This window comes from Methylomonas methanica, assembly GCF_001644035.1.
In the GTDB taxonomy this organism is placed as follows: Bacteria; Pseudomonadota; Gammaproteobacteria; order Methylococcales; family Methylomonadaceae; genus Methylomonas; species Methylomonas methanica_A.
Window position 1 is genome coordinate 25,771 of record NZ_LUUG01000055.1, and the last position, 20,411, is coordinate 46,181.

The 20,411-nt window shown below is 44.7% G+C and carries 19 protein-coding genes; 14 read left to right on the top strand and 5 right to left on the bottom strand.

Features of this window, described 5'->3' with window-relative positions:
- Positions 1 to 57: 57 nt before the first annotated feature.
- On the bottom strand, positions 58 to 471 hold the full coding sequence (locus tag A1332_RS24690) for a helix-turn-helix domain-containing protein (RefSeq protein ID WP_269454646.1): 414 nt from the start codon (positions 469 to 471) through the stop codon (positions 58 to 60).
- Between the two features lie 1,094 nt (positions 472 to 1,565).
- Entirely contained in the window at positions 1,566 to 2,741 is a 1,176-nt protein-coding gene (locus A1332_RS07380; protein ID WP_020485811.1) for a hypothetical protein, read from the bottom strand.
- 376 nt (positions 2,742 to 3,117) lie between these two features.
- Between A1332_RS07380 and A1332_RS07385 the strand changes: the two genes are divergently transcribed.
- The 4 genes from A1332_RS07385 to A1332_RS07400 all read left to right on the top strand — a co-directional run bounded on the left by A1332_RS07385 (position 3,118) and on the right by A1332_RS07400 (position 7,834).
- Positions 3,118 to 3,447, top strand: a complete 330-nt coding sequence (locus tag A1332_RS07385) for a hypothetical protein (RefSeq protein ID WP_020485810.1) — start codon at positions 3,118 to 3,120, stop codon at positions 3,445 to 3,447.
- Between the two features lie 17 nt (positions 3,448 to 3,464).
- Positions 3,465 to 5,507 (top strand): TonB-dependent receptor plug domain-containing protein, encoded by a 2,043-nt coding sequence (locus A1332_RS07390; RefSeq protein ID WP_051067746.1) that lies wholly within the window; start codon positions 3,465 to 3,467, stop codon positions 5,505 to 5,507.
- On the top strand, positions 5,507 to 6,814 hold the full coding sequence (locus A1332_RS07395) for a cytochrome P450 (RefSeq protein ID WP_020485808.1): 1,308 nt from the start codon (positions 5,507 to 5,509) through the stop codon (positions 6,812 to 6,814). The genes A1332_RS07390 and A1332_RS07395 overlap by 1 nt, the downstream gene beginning before the upstream one ends.
- Before the next feature lie 87 nt (positions 6,815 to 6,901).
- Positions 6,902 to 7,834, top strand: a complete 933-nt coding sequence (locus tag A1332_RS07400) for a response regulator (RefSeq protein WP_020485807.1) — start codon at positions 6,902 to 6,904, stop codon at positions 7,832 to 7,834.
- On the opposite strand, the gene A1332_RS07405 is transcribed toward A1332_RS07400, so the two are convergent.
- The 3 genes from A1332_RS07405 to A1332_RS07415 form a co-directional block, all read right to left on the bottom strand.
- Entirely contained in the window at positions 7,809 to 9,170 is a 1,362-nt protein-coding gene (locus A1332_RS07405) for a HAMP domain-containing sensor histidine kinase (RefSeq protein ID WP_197491416.1), read from the bottom strand. The genes A1332_RS07400 and A1332_RS07405 overlap by 26 nt on opposite strands.
- An 89-nt stretch (positions 9,171 to 9,259) precedes the next feature.
- Positions 9,260 to 10,123 (bottom strand): hypothetical protein, encoded by an 864-nt coding sequence (locus A1332_RS07410; protein ID WP_020485805.1) that lies wholly within the window; start codon positions 10,121 to 10,123, stop codon positions 9,260 to 9,262.
- Positions 10,104 to 10,985 carry a hypothetical protein gene (locus A1332_RS07415; protein ID WP_152429040.1) on the bottom strand — a complete coding sequence of 294 codons (882 nt, stop codon included), beginning with the start codon at positions 10,983 to 10,985 and terminating at the stop codon, positions 10,104 to 10,106. The genes A1332_RS07410 and A1332_RS07415 overlap by 20 nt, the downstream gene beginning before the upstream one ends.
- A gap of 416 nt (positions 10,986 to 11,401) precedes the next feature.
- On the opposite strand from A1332_RS07415, the gene trbB reads away from it, so the two are divergent.
- The 10 genes from trbB to trbK are packed head-to-tail and all read left to right on the top strand — an operon-like array spanning position 11,402 to position 20,408.
- Positions 11,402 to 12,364 carry a P-type conjugative transfer ATPase TrbB gene (trbB, locus tag A1332_RS07420; protein WP_020485803.1) on the top strand — a complete coding sequence of 321 codons (963 nt, stop codon included), beginning with the start codon at positions 11,402 to 11,404 and terminating at the stop codon, positions 12,362 to 12,364.
- Between the two features lie 10 nt (positions 12,365 to 12,374).
- Positions 12,375 to 12,875 (top strand): TrbC/VirB2 family protein, encoded by a 501-nt coding sequence (locus tag A1332_RS26280; RefSeq protein WP_020485802.1) that lies wholly within the window; start codon positions 12,375 to 12,377, stop codon positions 12,873 to 12,875.
- Positions 12,875 to 13,210 (top strand): conjugal transfer protein TrbD, encoded by a 336-nt coding sequence (locus A1332_RS07430; protein WP_020485801.1) that lies wholly within the window; start codon positions 12,875 to 12,877, stop codon positions 13,208 to 13,210. The genes A1332_RS26280 and A1332_RS07430 overlap by 1 nt, the downstream gene beginning before the upstream one ends.
- Entirely contained in the window at positions 13,210 to 15,771 is a 2,562-nt protein-coding gene (locus A1332_RS07435) for a VirB4 family type IV secretion/conjugal transfer ATPase (protein WP_026147277.1), read from the top strand. The genes A1332_RS07430 and A1332_RS07435 overlap by 1 nt, the downstream gene beginning before the upstream one ends.
- A complete protein-coding gene (locus tag A1332_RS07440; RefSeq protein ID WP_020485799.1) occupies positions 15,768 to 16,520 on the top strand; it encodes a VirB8/TrbF family protein in 753 nt (250 codons plus the stop codon). The genes A1332_RS07435 and A1332_RS07440 overlap by 4 nt, the downstream gene beginning before the upstream one ends.
- Before the next feature lie 17 nt (positions 16,521 to 16,537).
- On the top strand, positions 16,538 to 17,440 hold the full coding sequence (gene trbG, locus A1332_RS07445; protein WP_020485798.1) for a P-type conjugative transfer protein TrbG: 903 nt from the start codon (positions 16,538 to 16,540) through the stop codon (positions 17,438 to 17,440).
- 1 nt (position 17,441) lies between these two features.
- Positions 17,442 to 17,882: a hypothetical protein gene (locus tag A1332_RS07450; protein ID WP_020485797.1), complete on the top strand. Its 441-nt coding sequence runs from the start codon at positions 17,442 to 17,444 to the stop codon at positions 17,880 to 17,882.
- Between the two features lie 4 nt (positions 17,883 to 17,886).
- On the top strand, positions 17,887 to 19,290 hold the full coding sequence (locus tag A1332_RS07455) for a TrbI/VirB10 family protein (protein WP_020485796.1): 1,404 nt from the start codon (positions 17,887 to 17,889) through the stop codon (positions 19,288 to 19,290).
- A gap of 23 nt (positions 19,291 to 19,313) precedes the next feature.
- A complete protein-coding gene (trbJ, locus tag A1332_RS07460; RefSeq protein ID WP_020485795.1) occupies positions 19,314 to 20,117 on the top strand; it encodes a P-type conjugative transfer protein TrbJ in 804 nt (267 codons plus the stop codon).
- Between the two features lie 6 nt (positions 20,118 to 20,123).
- Entirely contained in the window at positions 20,124 to 20,408 is a 285-nt protein-coding gene (gene trbK / locus A1332_RS07465; protein ID WP_020485794.1) for an entry exclusion lipoprotein TrbK, read from the top strand.
- Positions 20,409 to 20,411: the final 3 nt, after the last annotated feature.

A 20,411-nucleotide genomic window follows, 5' to 3' on the forward strand; every position in this document is an offset into this window, starting at 1 on the left:
TGTCAAGTTTACATGGTTGCATCAGCTAAATGATCGAAAGCTATAACTATCAGGTGTTTAATCTGATTCAGTTTCGCGCCAGATAGATTTGATGCCCGCCAGATCGCATAAAATACCCCAAATGGCATAAGATATATCAGTTTCCCCACTAACCCATCTTCTTACGGTTCTACTGGCTCCACTACCAGTAAGTCCCACTTTTTTTGCAACTTGGCCCCCTGTTAATCCTGTCCGGCGAATTATTTCTCTAACTTCATCTCCGTTCGGAATACTCCAATTTTCACTAAAGGGTATTAAACATTCAGGTCGTATTTCTATGACTTTTCCATCAAATGGGGTTGACGAGTATCGTCGTTTAACTGTTGTGTCATTGTTCATTTTTTTTAAAATACCATCACTTAAGTTAAGGGCTTCGATTTTAGCCGCTAAAATGGAAAGGTCATTGTAGAAGTTGCAGATGATCGTAACCATAAAGGGATTGAACACGCTTATGATCGGGTGCAATAACTTTTTTGCCCTCCCATTTATCCTATACTGAATTGGCTTATCACCATAAGCGTATAGGCATGTTTAACTTATTTTTGAGATTATAACGACGCTGCCGAGTTCTTTTGGGAATAGCGTTAGGAAGATTCTGCATCAAGATCCAATCTTAATGATTTCCTTTTGGCGTTTAATGATTTTTGCTTTTCTATAATCTGTTATTTTTTTGTTGTCTCTTCTGCCCATTTTCTGACTTGAAACGCTTGGTGCTTTGGCAGAATTGCTTCTACAAACTCATATGAATCGGCAATAATGTATGGAATAGTCCAATTCGGAATAGAAGACCCGCGACCTATTCCCCCTAGTGGATTCATTTAAAGCAAGAATTTTTAGTAAAAACTCGACTTGTTGTTCGTTTTAATGTCCAGAGGCTAATTGTTTTTGTTGCAGTTTACGGCTGTTCGTCTTGCATGTTCTAAGAGCATACTAAAAGAAGTCATAGGTTTATTTGCACGGTTAAAAAAAGGCTATATAAGGCTTATAAGTAATAAGGACTGTAAAAGACCAGTTTACTTGAGCATAATCAATATGTTGGGAATTGTACCCGCGACCTATTCCCCCTAATTGTATTGTGATAAAGCTCATTTATGTGTACTCATGTCATCAAAAAGGTATTTTGATTTTGCCAATCCCGCGAACCGCGACCTATTCCCCCTGGTTTTTTAATAACCCGCGACCTATTCCCCCTGGATTTTTAGGAACACGCGACCTATTCCCCCTGCCTGATTTGATCTATTCAGGGTGAAAATCTAAAGCGATTTGTACCCGCGACCTATTCCCCCTGAATAGCGCGACCTATTCCCCCTGGAAAAAGACATTTGCCGCGACCCATTCCCCCTGTGTTCATGAAAGTACTTTTGTTAATGGCTAATCCGGTGAGAGGTAGTTATTTCCTTAATAGCGAATTACCCTGAACGTTACCAACGTACTGATTTACTCCTATTTCCATTGAATTTTGAAGAACCCGCGACCTATTCCCCCTTACTTTGGTGGCGACCCGCGACCCATTCCCCCTTCTTTGGTTACGACCCGCGACCTATTCCCCCTGCGTTAATTACGGCTCGGGACCCATTTCCACCATCAAGTGATTTTTTCGAATCTATTAATCGTCTATTCGATGCTTTTTGTTCGGCAGTGAATTCTGGTGAAGGGAATATGGTATACACAACATCTACGATTTTAGACCGCTTCCCGCGTTCTTCTGTTTTGGTGTGGCTGGTTAAAACACCTAGCGACTTAAGTTCATCCCAAGATTCTTCAAGTGTAGCTATTGCATCACGTTCGCGTTTATAGCCTTCCAGTAAAGCGCTGTCTCGCTTGATTGTGCTGTACCGCATTACGAAGCTGTTAGTTAATGCTGCTTGAGTGTACTTGAGTACCAATTGTGAGATTAACCATCTTGATAGTTGAGTTCTACACTTCATTAATCTGCGATAGTTGAACTGCCTATATGTCAGATTAGAAATACTGTTAGTAATCAATGGATGAAACTGAATTAACCATTTAGAGTCTTGAGAATTGCTTATAGAACTGTCTTTTTTGCTCACCCTTGCAAGCAATGAAAGATAATTCATGCGGGTATAGCAGACTTCTGTGTCCTCCGTTTCCCCTTGAATATCAATGTTGCTAAGGGATAGAATATCCAATGCTTCCGTTAGTTCGTCGTAACGGAGGGTGTGGCCTTGATCAGCTAGATGAGTGCGTAATCGGTGTAATGTAAATCGGCATCCGGAACGGAATCCATCAGCATCATAAAAACCATCATCAACCGCAATTTTTCGTAATGCGTGTTCAACAAGTTCCTCTCGTGCTCCAGGATAATATTCTGTTTCTACCTCTGTGATAGGGTCCTTTAGCCTTGCTGGTCTTATAAGTATCTTGAATTCATTACCTCTGTATTTGAAGGCAATTGTGCAGATTGGTAATGCGCCACTTGGTAGCCGCATTTCTTCTTGCCGTTTCCGTGTAATTGAAAACCGAGGAACGCTATCCCAAAGGTCGAAAGCGTTGCCAAGTTGATCGCGCTCGTCATTATTGTTGGCTAAAAAGTCTTGAAACAGGCATAACTGCTGATTTGAAAAAGCGTCAGGCGGGACTGGTTTGTGCTGCGAGACTCGTTTTTTGGGCGTTTTCTTTTTACCGAGAGAAATTGAATCTTGGGTATTATCAAGAAGAGTAATCTGATTGCCTTGCGACATGTTTAAGTCTCGCTAAAGAATAAAGTAACGCGATAGCACGTAGTAAAGAGTTTAGCTTAACTAATAGGCGGAAGTCAAACAACATTTTAGCCGCTAAAATCCAAGGAGGAGGGCGGGTGTGTATAGTCGAACATTCTTCACGCATTTATCGCGGGTGTTTGATGAAAGATTTTGGCACCCCATCATTACTTATCTTGGCAGGCTGTATATTTCTGGAGGTGGCAGAAGGGTGAACATGGATGTCAGTGATCGAAAGAAATCATCAAATTAGCCCCGTCATATCCTGCTAACCGCCAGAATCAAAACATGTTATATTGTAAAAAATCATTTGTTTCAACGGTGTTTAAGTACATTTCACGGTTACTGGCATAACGTAATGGAGTATCAAAATAACACATACAATATAGAAGAAGCCGAGCTGGTAGAGTTTGTTAAAACTAAGGCCGTAAGGGAAATCAATATTGTTCAGGCACCGAGTAAAAAGTACCGAATAGTCACTAAATTAAATTGGAAGGACGGGGCTTTTTTGTTAGTGTCCTATCGCAAAAGAGTTCGTGAATGGTCAACGTTAGATACATTGATCCGATACCTTCGAGAAACCTATAAAGATATATCCATCCCCATCAGATTAACGTTTGTACCTCTTGAAGAAGCAGAAGATTCAACAGGGCATGAAATCCATATCGTAATAGATCAGAGCGATTAGATCGTAAACTATCCACTATGAAATCTTCTCAAACGGCGCAATATGTGTGTTTTTGTCTGTGTATCACACAAAACGCAATAGCCGAAACAGACGACGATTTAGGATTGATTTATGGATCTGGTCAAATGCAATCAATTGCATCAGGGCACCCGTTGCAGCAAAGCCTAAGTCCTAGTGTTACGTCGGTTATGACGGCTAAAGACATTGAAAGAATCGGTGCCAGACGCTTGACGGATGTTCTCGAATACTTACCTGGTGTACATGTAAGCAACGCCAGAAGTGGCGTTAAGGTTATTGGGTTTCGCGGTGTTTCCTCTGAGACAAACGCTCAAGTGTTAATCTTAGTCAATGGCGTACCTGTTAGGAATACATTATTTGGCGGAAAGCCATTCGAATGGAATCTGCCGGTTAAGAATATTGCACATATCGAAGTAATTAGAGGGCCTGGTTCAATGCTCTATGGTGGCGACGCCACGACTGGAGTTATCAACATTGTTCTGAAGACCGGCAAAGAGCTAAAAGGGGGCGATGCTGGTGGGTTCTTTGGAAATCAAGATACTTATGAAGGCTGGGCTGAATACGGTAACGAATCAGGCGACTTAGAGTACAGCTTAGCCATTCAAGGCGGTAGCACAAATGGTTATCAAGGAAGGGTCAGCCAAGACGCACAGACAGTTATAGATAGCCAGTTTGGAACTCACGTATCTAATGCACCAGGCGTCACCAATAATGGTCGGGGTGACATTGATGCGCGCATAGACGTGGCCTACAAAGATATGATCAGGCTTCGAGCCGGGTATCAAGGATTCAGACATGTAGAAACCGGTATTGGAGCGGCTTATGCCCTTGATGGTACTGGCGGCACAAATAATGATATATATAATCTCGATCTGTCGCTAAATAACAAAATCACCGATGCACTAACGAATAAAACTTCGTTTTATTTTTTGGGGCAAAATCCAAGTACCGATATTTATTTATTGCCGGCAGGTACGTTCGGCGGGTTATTGCCACTTGGTGCACGAAATATTGTGTCTGGTTTCCAGGGGACAACTGGGCTAACTACCCAACTCAATTACGTTGGCATTAATAAACACACGATTACAGGGGGTACGGGACTTATTTACAACTGGATTTCTGATGGAACTGACAAAATCAATTACATCATTACTCCAACCTTTGTACAGCAGATCCCATTAACCGAAGCATCGGCATTTGGAAGAGATCCACTATTGGCATCGAAAGAGCGAACAAATTATTATGCGCTAATACAGGATGAGTGGAATTTCGCACCAGATTGGTATCTAACTACTGGCTTTCGCTACGATTATTACTCGGACGTATCACCAGGTTATAGTCCACGTATCGCACTGGTGTGGAATGTCAATTTGAATCTGACAACCAAGTTGCTATATAGCCGGGCATTTCGACCGCCGTCGTTTCTTGAAAAGAATCTACCACTGATTCCGGGCACTACAGTTAAACCGGAAACTGTAAACACGGTTGAATTCCAGGTTGAAAACAAATGGTCGTCTGATTTAATGACGTCGGCGAATGTTTATTGGTTTAAACAAGAAAACTTAATCGCGTCCACTAACTCCACAAGTGTGACCCCGGTCGGCTTTCGTAACAGCGCCCCAATTGATGGGATAGGCTTTGAGACTGAAACAAAGTACAAGCTAAGCAGCGATGTTGACTTTGCTGTCAGCTACAGTTATCACGGGTTGCCCTCTACGTCTTATACAGGTCTAATGCCAGAACACATGGCAAAAGGGCTGATAAACTGGGACATCACTGATAGTTGGGCGGTAGGGACTCAACTAAATTGGATCGGAGAGCGAAAACGGCCATCCGATGATCCACGTGGGAATTTAGCAGGTTATTTTACGGCTGGTCTAACACTATCGACCAAAGTCGCGAAACCACTCGAATTCACATTCAGAGTCAATAACATCTTTAATTCAACTCTAAAAGAACCAACGTTAAACCCAATTTTATTCCCAGGGGATGAAGCTATTCTTGGGCGAACCGTATTGGGACAAGTCAAAGTGACATTCTAGTGCTTATTTATCTAGCTAGGCTAATAACCAATCCTACTGGCGCATTAACCGCTATACACAAGAAATATGGCGACTTTGTGCAAACATGCTTTTTCAATAAGAAGCTTTTATTTACATCAAATCCGGAACATTACGAGGAAATATTCAATCAAGAAGCTAGGGGCCTTTTGAATAGAGACTCACTTTATGAAGCAAAAAAACCTATGTTCGGCGATGGACTGTTTAATAGCAAGGGCGCTACATGGACAAACCAGCGTCGACTAATGCAGCCAATGTTTACAAAGCAAGCTATCGCAGAGTGGCACGGCATTATGCTTAAAGAAGCCTGCAATGCCACAAGGCGGCTCAAAAACGATGGCGTCACTAAAGTAAACATATCAGAGGAATTAAAAACCCTTATTCAGAGCATTCTGATTCAGGTCATGTTTGGCCAGGCAAAAACATCACATAATGAAGAGTTATTGATGGCGGCGATTGACACCATAGTAAAAGGATTATTTCCGCATTTACTAACAGAGACGCTAGGCAAGGGAAAATTAAAGCGGCTTTTTGTCCTACAAAATAGGAGGATGGAGAAAGCCATCAATCAATTCGTGGCCTATGTTGACTCCAAAATCGATGGAATTGAGCCGACAGGCCATGATTTAATTTCGCTAATGATGAATGGTAGGGACAGAAGCGGCTCACAAATGTCGAGAGAGTTACTAAGGGATGAGGCGGTTACGTTGTTCCTGGCTGGGCAAGACACCACTGTTAATACGTTGATATGGTTCTTTTACCTTATAGGTAAGCATGAGGCGGTCCATAAACGTATTACCAGTGAAATACAGGGCATCAAGGATGACCTATTGACGCCAGAAACTATGGAACGGTTGATCTACACCAAGGCGGCGCTTTATGAGACATTACGCTTATATCCGCAGGCTATCGCGCTTAGTAGGGATACAGCAACGACGATAACCGTAGGAGGAAAAACGGTTTCACAAGGTACGTCTGTAATAATGAGCCTTTATGCGACCAATCGTGATGCTAGGTGGTGGGAGCGGCCAAACGAATTCTATCCAGAACACTTTTTAAACGGTGCCGTAACGCAGCGACATAAGTACACGTTTCTCCCGTTCGGTGGTGGAGTACACAATTGTGTTGGTAGGCATTTCGCAGAGTTGGAAATGATGGTGATTATTGCCACAGTGCTACGAGAATTTACAATTCTCGTCAACGAGGACATTAAACCTACCGTTAGTATTACCTATAAGCCTGAGAGAGATGTAATCGTTTCGATAACTCAAACTACTCAAGCCCTATAAATGCATGTCGAAACCGAGACCGCCAAGGTGGACCATAGATACTGGTCGTGATGGTGGAAAACTAAAACCTTTATCGAAGATATTCTAATGAAAGTGATTGTTGCCTCAAGTGATTATGAAATCAGCAATGCGATCACCAATCAAATCCTTGGCGTTGAAAGCACCAGTACATCCGTCATAGAGACAACAGATGATTTCATCGAGGCCCTAAAGAGCGATGAATATGATTTCATTGTCACAGATTATTCGTTCGATGGCACTGATATATGGCAGTTAACTAAACTGATAAATTCGAAGCAATTGGTTGGGCACGCAGTGCCAGTTTACCTGATAAGCGAAACCTGTGACACCGAAGTGCCGGTTATTCTCGCCAAAGAACATAACTTCCAAACCATTTCAATAAATGACTTGGTAGAAACTCTACAGATGGCCCACTGCACCGGATACGTTCGCGGGCAGCGAGGACAGGTAAAAGCAAGCGTGCTTGTCATAGAAGACGATGAAGATGCCTCGGAAATAGTATATGAGGCCTTAAAGAGCGATTATGACGTCGATAGAGCCACAGATGGCGAACTAGGTTTAGCATTATGGAAAAAGAAACGTCACGATCTTATCTTGCTTGACTACATGCTTCCGGGGCGCAAAGGGGATGAAGTGCTATCGGAAATAATGGATGTAGATAAGAACCAGCCAATTATTGTGATGACGGCCTTTGATAAACCAGAATATAACAAAGACTTTATCCTGAACGGAGCCAGTCAATATTTGCCAAAACCGTACACATTGATGGAGTTAAGAGCGCAATGCGTCAGCCAAATAAATAAAGCCAAACTAATTTATCAAGACTATTATCACGACCAGAAACAGAAAAAACTGAGAAATCTAGTCAATGAGTTAGAACGAGAGTTAACAGTTAGCAATATCGAGAAAGCAAGACGTATTATTGATGCGATTAAAATAAACTTACCGCATAGCTTATCCGAAGACGAACAAGCTAGGACTTGGAATTCGGTATTCTGATTGTAAAAATAGTGCCAGATATATGATTTGGCTCAACAGAGATGTCGCCGTTTAAACGTTGTACGAACTGTTTTGTTATTGCCAAGCCAAGTCCGTGCCCACCATATCGCCGGCCTAGACTCATGTCCACCTGCCACCATGCATCAAAAATTTGATCGCAAAACTCAGCAGGTATTCCACAGCCTGTATCTGCAACCTCAATAATTAAAAACGCCTGGCTAAGTCGCCAAGTCAGAGTAATCACGCCATCTGTGGTGAATTTACACGCGTTGCTCAATAAATTGTTCAGAATGTGCCGCAAAACCTCGCTATCCGATACAATCATGGTATCTGAGCCGATTAGCTGTAGCTGATTTCTATTGCGGTTAAGCAAAGGGGTAACATTCTCAACACATGCATGCATTAAAGGTGCAATTGCAATAGAAGTTAGTGCCACATCGTACCGGTCGGCCTCTAGCTGCGCATGTAATAGAATATTGTCGATTAAAGTATTTAGGTCATTAACGCGAACTAATGCCTTTGCATGTAATGCTCGATTTTCAGTGAAAACAGGATCATCCGGTAAACGCTCAGCCAATAGTTGCAAATATCCCCCTATGGCGTGTAAAGGTGTCTTCATTTCATGAGACACCATAGACATAATCTGCGCTTTATAAACGTTGGCGGTTTCGCTGCTTTCGAGCGCTATTTTTAAGGCACTCGTCCGCTCTTCGACGCTTTTCTCTAGCTCTGTTTCTGTCGTTTCGATATTCGCCAACATATCGTTGAGAGTAATTCGCATGTTATTGATTTCGGATGACCCTGAAAAATGAACTCGATTTCCTCTCTCACCTAGGCTTACCTTATTGAGTACCATCGCCATTTCCATCAATGTCGAAGTAAATAGTCGTGACAACCTCCTGACAATGACTATAAAAAATAACGAGAAAATGAGAATGATCAATATTGATCCTAGTAAAAGCTTCTTCATTACTAGGTCATATTCAGCTTTCGATATAACTAATTCGACGTACCCCAAATAGCTTTCTTGGTATATAGGTGAATAGAAGCACCATGAGTCTCGGTTGTCCGAATAGCTGGGCTCTTCAGTGCGAAGTGGCGGATTTAGTTCACACACAGACTTAGCACCGTAAGAAGCTAATAGTTCACCACGACTATTATAAATCGTTGCTCCCAATACGTTTTTGTCTGACGCAAAGCTATGGACAACGGATTCCGACTGTGATGTTGAACCTAAAATTACCGAGTATATGGCTGAATCAGCAAATGTTGCGGTATGTTCTCGCCAGTAGTGACTTGTGTAGTCGTTGATGTAATTAGAAATTAACTTGTACATGAATCCAATTAAGAAACATGACGCCAGGATAATGGAAATGAAAATCAAAAAATTGAACCGCTGTTGTATGTTGTAGCGGTCGAGCAGACTCATTTAATTTTAAGGGCGAAGGAATCTAGTACAATCGGATCGAACTCAATAGCAAGATGTTGGGCTACTCGCCGATTCAGCGCGAATTTAATGACCTTGATGTTTTCATAGACTGGGCTCGGTCGGCTCACTAAGCGGCCTAATTGCTCTCCCAACGCAAAATCATCAGGATAAGCTGCTATGAGGGCGCCATTCTCAAGGTGGCTAAGGTTTGTCGATAAAAGGATGATCTTTTTATCCCATGCGACCTTCGCTACTTCATACAGAATATTTTTTGGTAAGTTAGCTGGGATAAATATTGCATCAGCGGACGTGGCTTCATCTAGTAACCGGCCAAGTACACGAATGGTGTCTAGCGAATCTACTCCTTCCCTAATTTCTATGACGGCTGATGACTTTAAATTATTTGGCACATAATCAATGGTCTGAAAATGGGATTGCTGAACTACAAAGAAGTGTTTGACTGATGGAAGTAATCTAGCCAAATGTTCAACCAGTACACGATTGTCAAGCGCCAAGCCTACGCCGCTGTATTCCGCTGGATTAAAGTACATCAACCCTGCCAGCGTTCGTTCCCGATATTCCGTGCGGTAAATGTTCTCAACAATTCCCTTACCAAGCGCTATAACCCGGTCGGCATGCGTCGCATCAAGGATAGAGCTTATATTATTATTATCGCCAGTAGATTCGATTCGTTGAACATGACTATTCATGTGTTCGATGCCGGCTATTACTTGGGCGTAAGCCGGATTCCCTAAAGCCTCCGCAGAGTAAACAATTACTACTTGAGGGTCTTTTGCGAATGTTGAGCAACTGAAAAAGATAATACTCGATTTCAATAGGTTATAAATCTCTTTCCGCATTTATCATCTTTAGTTGCTTCAATTCCATAATCAGAGGCATCAGCTCATGCCCGGTTAAATCCCTCATTCGCCAATACTTAGCTGATTGATCGCCTTCTAACCAAATGGCAATGGCGTGAACTGTCTTTTTTGCCAGGTCTATTGCCATACGCGGCTGCATTGTCCGTTGACTTATCTTGTGGCGATGAATTGCCTTTAACAAACATTCAATCGGGTCTGCCAACCCATCTTTAGTTTGCCCTTGATTATCGTTCAAACGTTTCAGAAATTCAGTAATTGGTTTATTCAGGGCAAGCATTATTAACGAACCGGCTAATACACCAGTTGTAAAAATATCTGATTTAGGGAGTAAGCCATCAATCAATAGGAGTTCGCTTTTAAACAATTCAATAGCTTTTTTCATATTAATGTCTTCGCGCTCTCTGATTGAACGTTTATCTTGTAGAGAGCGTTGACGGCCCCGTAACGCGATATGAATGGCCTCATTGATAAATCCATTTCGCAGCCTCTCGGAAACAAAGGTCAACCCCAATTCGTTATAGGCGGCTTTCACTACTTCATGTGGTGGTAGCGCCTCAAATTGCTTCGTCTTCGCTTCGATGCATAACGTCTGAAAATCTTCTTCGGTCATGTCGAAAATCAAGGCCATGAGGTAATCAGGTTTGGACAGCGTGCCATTTAGCCATGCTTCCTTCCGCCGCTTTCCGGATAATTTGAAGAGCGTATTACCGACCTTTACTAATGCGACGGTGATTGAGTAAGCATACAGAGACGGTATGTGCTGAACAAAATCGTCATGATCGCCTTCATCAACATCAAAGAACTCAAGTTCGGCAATTACAAGCCAATCAGCGAATGACATTCGCACAACGGCGCAACCTAAGTCGCTAATAGGGTAAACCATTTCCATAACACTGAATAAAAAAATTAATGTATTTGCGTTCGTAAGTCATTGTTGATAGTATTTTTTTCGCAGTTTATAGCATGTCGAAAACATGACGCGATGAACTGGCGGCTTTCACTCGTACTGCAAAGGCCTATAGGCCACTACGAAATTTTAGCCGCTAAAAAATAGCAACGTACACGATATTACATAACCGACTTCAATTGCCCTAACAAAAAGAGCGGAACTTGTTTAAAAAATCAAAAAGTGCAATGCACTTTACGTTGACTGCGGAGGCAGTTTGTACTAGAGTGCATTGCAGTTTATAAAAAGTGCATTGCACTATAAGCAAAATGCACAGGCGAACAGTGAAGCAATGACCTGAGAGGATAACGATGACCCACGAACAGAATCTACACGAATCAGTCAGTGACAGGGCGAAAGTAAAGCTCGAACGCGATTTAGGACCAATCATATTGTCTGCTTTAGCTGATCCGAGAACCGTTGAGGTGATGCTGAATGCCGACGGCAAACTATGGCAAGAACGTCTTGGGGACAAGATGAAGTGCATAGGAACCTTATCAATTAGCAAGGGTGAGGCAATTATTAAAACTATTGCGGGTTTTCATGGCAAAGAGATCACCAGATTAAAACCCATCCTGGAAGGCGAATTCCCTCTTGATGGCTCACGATTCGCCGGCCAACTTCCGCCTGTTGTGCCTGCGCCAACTTTCGCAATCAGAAAGAAGGCTATTGCAATATTTCCACTGGAGCAATACGTCTCGGACGGCATCATGACCTGCAATCAATTCGATGCGATTACAAAGGCAGTCAAAGATCACAAAAACATTTTAGTTGTCGGAGGAACTGGATCAGGGAAAACGACGTTGGTAAACGCCATTATTAACAAAATGGTTGAGTTCGACCCCACAGAACGAGTGTTCATTATTGAGGATACCGGCGAAATCCAATGCGCGGCCGAAAACTACGTGCAGTATCACTCAACTATTGATGTCCCGATGACGCAGTTGTTGAAAACAACGCTCAGGATGCGGCCAGATCGAATATTAGTCGGTGAAGTACGTGGACCAGAGGCGCTAGACCTACTAATGGCATGGAATACGGGCCACGAGGGTGGAACGGCCACACTCCATGCAAACAATGCGAAGGCTGGGCTGGACAGATTATCCATGTTAATCAGCATGCATCCAGAATCACCTAGACCTATTGAACCGCTGATTGGCGAAGCGGTACATGTTGTTGTTTTCATCGCCAAAACCCAAGAAGGCCGTCGTATTCAGGAAATCATAGAGGTTTCCGGTTACAGGGACGGTCATTACATAACCTCTAATCTGTAGGAGTTACAAAATGAATGCACTCGCGAATCGACTGCAAAGAGCACCGCTAATTCTGTTAATGGCATTGGTTTTTTTTATGCCAGAACAGGCGACCGCCGCCGTAGGTGATGGGGGAGCTTTACCTTATGAAGATTGGCTTACCAGCCTTAGAACATCGGTTACTGGTCCCGTAGCGTTTTCGTTGTCACTCATTGGGATCATTGTCGCCGGCGGTGTGCTGATTTTTGGCGGCGACTTAAACGGCTTCTTTCGGACCTTGATCTTCATCGTTCTTGTCATGGCCCTCTTAGTCGGTGCCCAAAACGTTATGACTAACGTATTTGGTCGCGGAGCAGTAATCACACTGTCGGAGGATGAGGTAGGCACACAGCTCATGATTATGGGTTTTCACGCGACGCAGTATGTCAAGGAGGCATTGATGATCGCGTGTTTAATAGCAACGTTAGCATGCCTTCAACTGCGTACATTAAAAAGCGCTGGTAAGTCATTGGCTATGGTGGGTGAAAAGTAATGGCCTTACGCGCGATTCCAATTCGCAGAGCGGGTAACAGAGACAACTTGTTCATGGGCGGGGATCGTGAGTTTGTGATGTTCTCCGGCCTAGTGGCCGGAGCGCTAATTTTCTCCGCTCAAGAACTGAGGGCAGCCATTGTCGGGATAGTTTTATGGTTATGTGCATTATACCTAGCACGGTTGGCGGCCAAATCAGATCCGAAAATGCGATTTATTTATCTACGACATTTACGGTATCGAGGTACGCGGGTAGGTAATTTAAGAGGGTATTACCCGGCCAGAAGCACCCCGTTCCGTGAAAATCCAAATAGCCAAGGGAAACAATACAGATGATGATCGAGGCCATAACACTCATGATTGCGGGACTAGGGATTCTATTAGTCGCAATCCTCGCCAGATTGATTTACAGGGCGGATAAGGATCGTCGGTTAAGTCAACATCGTTCCAAAAACGCCAGCGTAGCGGATTTGTTGATTTATGCTGCCGAGGTCGATGACGGTATTATTGTTGGTAAGGATGGATCGTTTCTCGCTGGCTGGCTTTATACGAGTGATGACAACGATAGTTCAACCGAAGCACACCGCGAATCAATATCCGCCAGATTAAACCAAGCAATATCCAGACTAGGCAATGGCTGGATGATCCATGTCGACGCCGTGCGACGCCCGGCGCCGTCATATTCAGAAAGGGGGTTATCGACATTTCCTGATCGAATCACGGCAGCCATCGACGAAGAGCGCCGGACACTTTTCGAAGGACTAAGTACCATGTACGAAGGGTACTTTGTCATGACATTGACGTATCTCCCGCCTGTGCTTGCAGAACGCAAGTTTATTGAACTTATGTTCGACGACGACGCCAGGAAACCTGACTCAAAGACATATACAACCGACCTCATTGAACACTTTAAACGTGAATGTCACAACATCGAAACGCGATTGTCGGCAGCGGTCAACTTACGCAGATTAAAGGGCCATGAAATCGTTAATGAAGATGGGACAACTGTCATTCATGATGATCTTCTGCGCTGGTTGCAGTTTTGTATTACCGGAAAAAATCATCCGATACAACTGCCAACAAACCCCATGTATCTCGACTGTTTAATTGGTGGAGAGGATTTGCTCGCGGGCGTGATTCCCAAGATAGGTCGTAAGTACATCCAGGTAGTAGCGATTGAAGGATTCCCGCTTGAATCGACACCGGGAATGTTAACCGCCCTTGGTGAGTTACCTATCGAATATCGCTGGTCCTCAAGGTTCATTTTTATGGACCCTCACGAGGCTATCAGTCACTTGGAAAAGTTTCGAAAAAAATGGCGGCAAAAGGTACGCGGTTTCATTGATCAAGTGTTCAATCTCAACACAGGACCGATAGACGAGGACGCGCAAAACATGGTGGACGACGCACAGGCGGCGTTAGCTGAAGTTAATAGCGGCATAATCGCCCAGGGCTATTACACCAGTGTTGTAGTCCTAATGGACGAGAATAGAAAACGCGTACAGGAACTGGCTCAACAGGTAGAGAAGGCCATAAATAGGCTTGGATTTGTCGCCAGGATCGAAACCATTAACGCAATGGAAGCCTACTTAGGTAGTTTGCCGGGCCATGGTGTCGAGAATGTACGCCGTCCCTTGTTGAACACTATGAATTTGGCGGACTTGTTGCCGATTAGCACCATTTGGACAGGCAGAGAATATGCACCTTGTCCAATGTATCCAGCACTATCTCCCCCGATTATGCATTGTGTTACCCAGGGCTCAACACCATTCCGTCTAAATCTCCATGTAGGCGATGTGGGGCATACATTTATGTTTGGTCGAACCGGAGCCGGTAAGTCAACCCATCTTGCCATACTCGCCGCGCAGTTGCGCCGCTATCAAGGCATGCACATCTTTGCATTCGATAAAGGGATGTCCCTGTACCCATTAACCGAAGCAATCCACGCCACGAGTGTAGGGAAAAGCGGTAAGCATTTCACGGTGGCCGCCGACGACGAATTGCTGGCCTTCTGTCCTTTGCAATACCTGAAAACCAAAAATGATCGCGCATGGGCTATGGAATGGATCAACATCATTCTGGCGTTAAATGGTTTGATTACATCACCCGCCCAGCGAAATGAAATTGGTAACGCCATCATCAACATGCATAACAGCGGCGCTAGAACGCTATCTGAATTCACGGTAACTATTCAAGATGAGGCAATACGCGAAGCTCTTAAGCAATACACCATTGATGGCGCAATGGGGCATCTATTAGATGCCGAAGAGGATGGGCTGGAACTTACCGATTTCACGGTTTTTGAAATAGAAGAGTTAATGAATCTCGGGGAGCGCTATGCGCTTCCAGTGTTGTTATATCTCTTTAGACGCATCGAACGATCATTAACCGGGCAGCCTACGGTCATTATTTTGGATGAGGCATGGGTGATGCTCGGTCATGCGGTATTCCGGGAAAAAATTCGAGAGTGGCTAAAGGTACTGCGAAAAGCGAACTGTTTTGTTTTGATGGCAACTCAAAACTTATCTGACGCTGCGAATTCTGGAATCCTCGACGTAATTATCGAATCAACCGCATCGAAAATCTTCTTGCCAAACATTTACGCCAGAGAGGAAGACGCGACTGCACTGTATCGCCGTATGGGCCTTAACTCTAGGCAAATCGAATTATTGGCTACAGCAATCCCCAAGAGGCATTACTACTACGTCTCTGAAGAAGGCTGTCGTCTCTATGATCTTGCGTTAGGCCCGCTCGCTCTCGCGTTTGTGGGCTCTTCGGATAAAGACTCTGTTGCGGCCATCAAGAAATTAAAGGCGACTCATGGTCATGAATGGGTGGGTGAATGGCTCGCTCGTAAGGGTTTAAGCATTGAAGAATACTTGGAGGAAGCAGCATGATTTTTAAAAGAAAAGACCCAAAAGCAGACCCCAGAAAAAATCCTGAAAAGCTGATTGGTGGCCGTAGAACCGGAGAAAACGAGAATCCATATTTGTCAGCAAGACGAACCTGGAAAGATCACACACAGGGCGTTATTTCTACGCGGCAGGCGTGGCAAGTAATGGGGATATTATCCATGTTGGTGGCGTTAACCGGTGTCGGAGGAATGATTCATATCGGCCAGCTATCGAAATTTGTGCCTTACGTCATACAAGTTGACAAGCTTGGTCAAACCGCAGCCATAGCCAGAGCCGACCGAGCATCACCGGTGGATGGGCGAGTAGTGGCATCTGTGGTATCGGCCTTTATATCAAACTCTCGAATAGTCACGATAGACATCGCGCTACAAAGAAAAGCCGTTATGGATGTCTACGCTATGTTAGCGCCCGGCGACCCATCGCTACAAAAAATGACTGAATGGTTGAATGGCACCGAGGAGTCTAGTCCGTTTAAACGGGCGATAAAGGAAATGGTAAGCGTAGAAGTGGTGAATGTCCTGGCCCAAACCCCAGATACCTGGGAGGTCGATTGGATTGAAACTACCCGCGACCGCCAGGGCATTGTGACCGGAAAACCCTCATACATGAGGGCATTAGTCAATATTAAAGTCGTTGAACCAACACCGGCCACAAGCGAAGAGCAAATCCGGAAAAACCCAATGGGAATTTACGTGAAAGACTTTTCCTGGTCCAGACAACAACAGTTTTAACCGAACGAGGCAATCTCATGAAAAAGCAATACAGCGCAATGATAAAGATAGCCATGACGCTATTTGTGATGCGGTCTGCGGTGGCGGAGCCTGATATGGCGGATATGTATTTTGCAACCAAAAACCCGACATTAACCAAACAAGAAAAACAGGCTATTGCGATAGCCGAAAAATGGAAAGCAAGTAGCGCGACAGGCTTGGCTCCAACCAGCGGGCAAAACGGTACGATCACGTTCCTATACGGTGCTCAACAACCAAGTATTGTCTGCGCCGTTCTTCAAGTGTGTGACGTTTCGTTGCAGCCTGGCGAACAAGTAAACGGGATTAATTTAGGTGATACGGCAAGATGGACCATAGAACCAGCGATTGAGGGTAGCGGCCAAAGCGAAGTACAACATCTGATTATCAAGCCGCATGATGTGGGCTTGGAAACATCGCTATCGGTGACAACCAATCGTCGCGCCTATAACTTGCAGCTACGATCACACCGAACACAGTACATGCCAAAAGTGGCGTTTAGCTATCCGGAGGATGCGATGGCGAAATGGAATGCCATCGTCCATAAAGAACATAAAGAACGCCAAGAAAAGACCATTCCTCAAACCGGGGAGTATTTGGGCGATCTGCATTTCGATTATGAAATCGAACCTAATGGCCCAATTTCATGGACCCCGGTTCGCGTTTATCACGATAAGCAAAAAACCATCATTCAAATGCCGGAAACAATGGCACAAACCGAAGCGCCGACATTGCTGGTTGTGCGAAGGGAAGGGGGGATGTTTGAGGACGATGAAACCGTGATGGTGAATTATCGTGTACAGGGCGACCGTTACATTGTCGACACTGTATTCGATAGAGCAATCATGATTGCAGGTGTTGGCTCTAACCAAGACACCGTAACCATTCAACGGGTGAAATAACATGATCAGGATCTTAGCGTTCGTCATCAGTATTGCCGGACTGGTTGGATGCGCAACGGAACGATTCGGCAATTTCGAATCAAATGCGCCTTCTGGGCTTCATGAAGGCATTGCGGCAGATACCATTCATCATTTGGAAAAGATATATCCACCTGCTCAAACTCAATTCAATTTCGGCCAAAGCATTCCAAAATCAGATAGATTCGGAATGTTATTGGTGGATTCGCTGAGAGCAAAAGGCTATGCAGTGAAGGAGTATAGCCCGAAGCAAAGCGTTAGCGGCACGGGGTTGAGGCTTCAGTACGTCGTTGATAAGCCGTCTATCAATGTGACCGACTTGTACCGCATTAAGCTCAAGATTGACGACGTGACGTTTACTCATGCTTATGAGGCGAAGAACAACACCGCCTTATCAGCAGGCGCTTGGGCAAAAATGGAGTAAGGCAATGGAATCGACAGCAAATACCGTCAATGAAGAATACATGTCGCCTGAATTGTCACCGGATGAACCAGAAGCCAGTCACGGCGTTCGTCGGGTAAATAACTTACCCGTACTTATCCTGGGTGTAGCCATATCGATCTTCTTAATCATAATGGTTCTGGTGGCCGCTGACCGTGCAAACCAGCAAAACAAACCAGAAACGGCGGACCGGCAAAAAGCAGGAAACGCCAATATGCTCGCCAAAGAAATAGTGGGCAATAACCTGGGCGGTATTATTCCCCCCGAATCCAATCCGCAACCTGATCCGCAGCTAGAGCCCGCACCGCCAGTCAAAATAGTACGGGCCGATATGCCTCCAACGCCGCCATCCGCCGCACCCAATAGAGCGCGTACCCCGGAAGAGGATGCAGCCGCACGTATTGCCGCAATGAAGCGACAACAATTCGAAGATGCAATTAAAGCAAGAACGATGGTGACGGTTACAGCTCCGCGCAGCTCCGGTTCACCTCCTGGCGTAATTGCAGCATCACAAGTGCAAACAACCGGAAGAGATGGGGTACTTGCTAAGCTTGCCGCAGTCAGAGAACAGATGACAGATACCGACCCTATGACCGCATATAAGAAACGGCTCGCGGCATTGCAGGATTCGGGAATCGTGGGAGCAGACGGGGAAAATGAAACTGGCGGCAACGAAAGATCGCCGCAACTTGTTAGTTCCGAGACTCTGGGCGAAAAAAATAATATTAGCCAATTCGGCAAATCAGGATCAAGCGATAGATGGCGACTGGACTCACTACCGGAAGCGCCAAGAACGCCATTCGAACTTCGGGCCGGTTTCATTATTCCTGGGACGTTAATTTCTGGAATCAATTCCGAGTTACCTGGGCAGATCATGGCCCAAGTTTCACAGGACGTGTTTGATACGGCAACCGGAAAATATCTATTGGTTCCGCAAGGCTCCCGATTAGTTGGTGTTTATTCAAGTGAAGTGGAATATGGGCAATCTCGGGTTCTTGTTGCATGGCAACGTATCGTATTCCCCGATGGTAAGGCAATGGATATTGGCGCTATGCCGGGCGCAGATAGTGCCGGTTATGCGGGATTCACCGACCAAGTTAATCATCATTTTGTCCGGATATTTGGGTCTGCGTTGTTAATGTCCGCCATTACAGCAGGCATTACTTATAACCAGCAACAAAACCAACAAAACGGGGTTTATACAGCTCCGAACGCCAATAGTGCGATGAGTAATGCGCTGGGACAACAACTAGGTCGAGTCACCTCACAAATGATCGCGAAAAACATGAATATCGCGCCGACTTTGGAAATAAGACCTGGCTATAGATTCAATATTATCGTGACGAAAGACTTAACTCTAACCAAACCGTATCAAGCATTTGATTATTAAGGTTTACACCACAGGAGTCATTTATGAAAAACAATAGCATTTTAGCCGCTAAAAAAATATTGGTAGGGGTGTTGACCGCAACTGTCATGTTTAGTCCATCCATTTCAGTCGCGGGAGTTCCTGTAATCGACGGTACGAACTTGACACAAAACATTATGACCGCGGTCGAAGAAATCGCTCAGACAATAAAGCAGGTTCAAGAATATGGTACTCAATTGGAACAGTATTCAACGCAGATACAGCAATATGAAAATATGTTGCAAAACACAGCGTCGCCAGCGGTCAATATTTGGGATAGAGCGACCGCAACTATGGGACGGCTTCGTGGAACCATTGATACCGTCACCCGGTATAAAGACAGATTCGGTAACATTGATAACTATTTGGCAAAGTTTAAAGACATAAACACCTATCGGGGGTCGCGTTGTTTTAACGGCGACGCCTGCACGAATGCCGATTTAGCCGACTTACGCGACTCTGTACACCTTGGCTCGGAGGCGCAACAGTCAGCAAACAAGGCCGCAATAGAAGGCCTAGATAGCCAACAAACAGCACTAGAAGCGGATGCCGCAACTCTCGAAGATATTCAAGCAGCGGCACAAGGCGCCGATGGTCAAGTCAAGGCTATCGGATATACCAATCAAATTGCCAGCCAACAGGCCAATCAGCTTCTACAAATACGTGGATTGCTGATAGCGCAACAAAACGCCGAAATAACCCGCAATCAGGCCTTGGCCAATAAAGAAGCGCAACAACAAGCCGCATCCGACAAGGCCCACGAAGTGCCCTATGCATACCGGGATAATGATGGCTGGGCCATCAGGTAATTGCGCATGTCCATTAAATATACCTTGGTCGTTATTTTTATCGTGGCCGCTATTGCAACAACCGTCAGTAACTGGGATGAGTTGGTCAATCAAGGCGAAGACTCCTTGCCAGTGGCTGAGGATACCGAGACGGATGCAGATGCGGATGCCCTTATTGTTAATGAAATAAATTGTAGGCACGAAAACCTCATTCGCATCGCCAATGAAAAAAAGCGGAGACGACTAGCCTCCGCTTGCGCCCGCCGTGTGACTTTCGGTGCTGCGAACAATCGAAACTGGTCAATCAAATAGCGC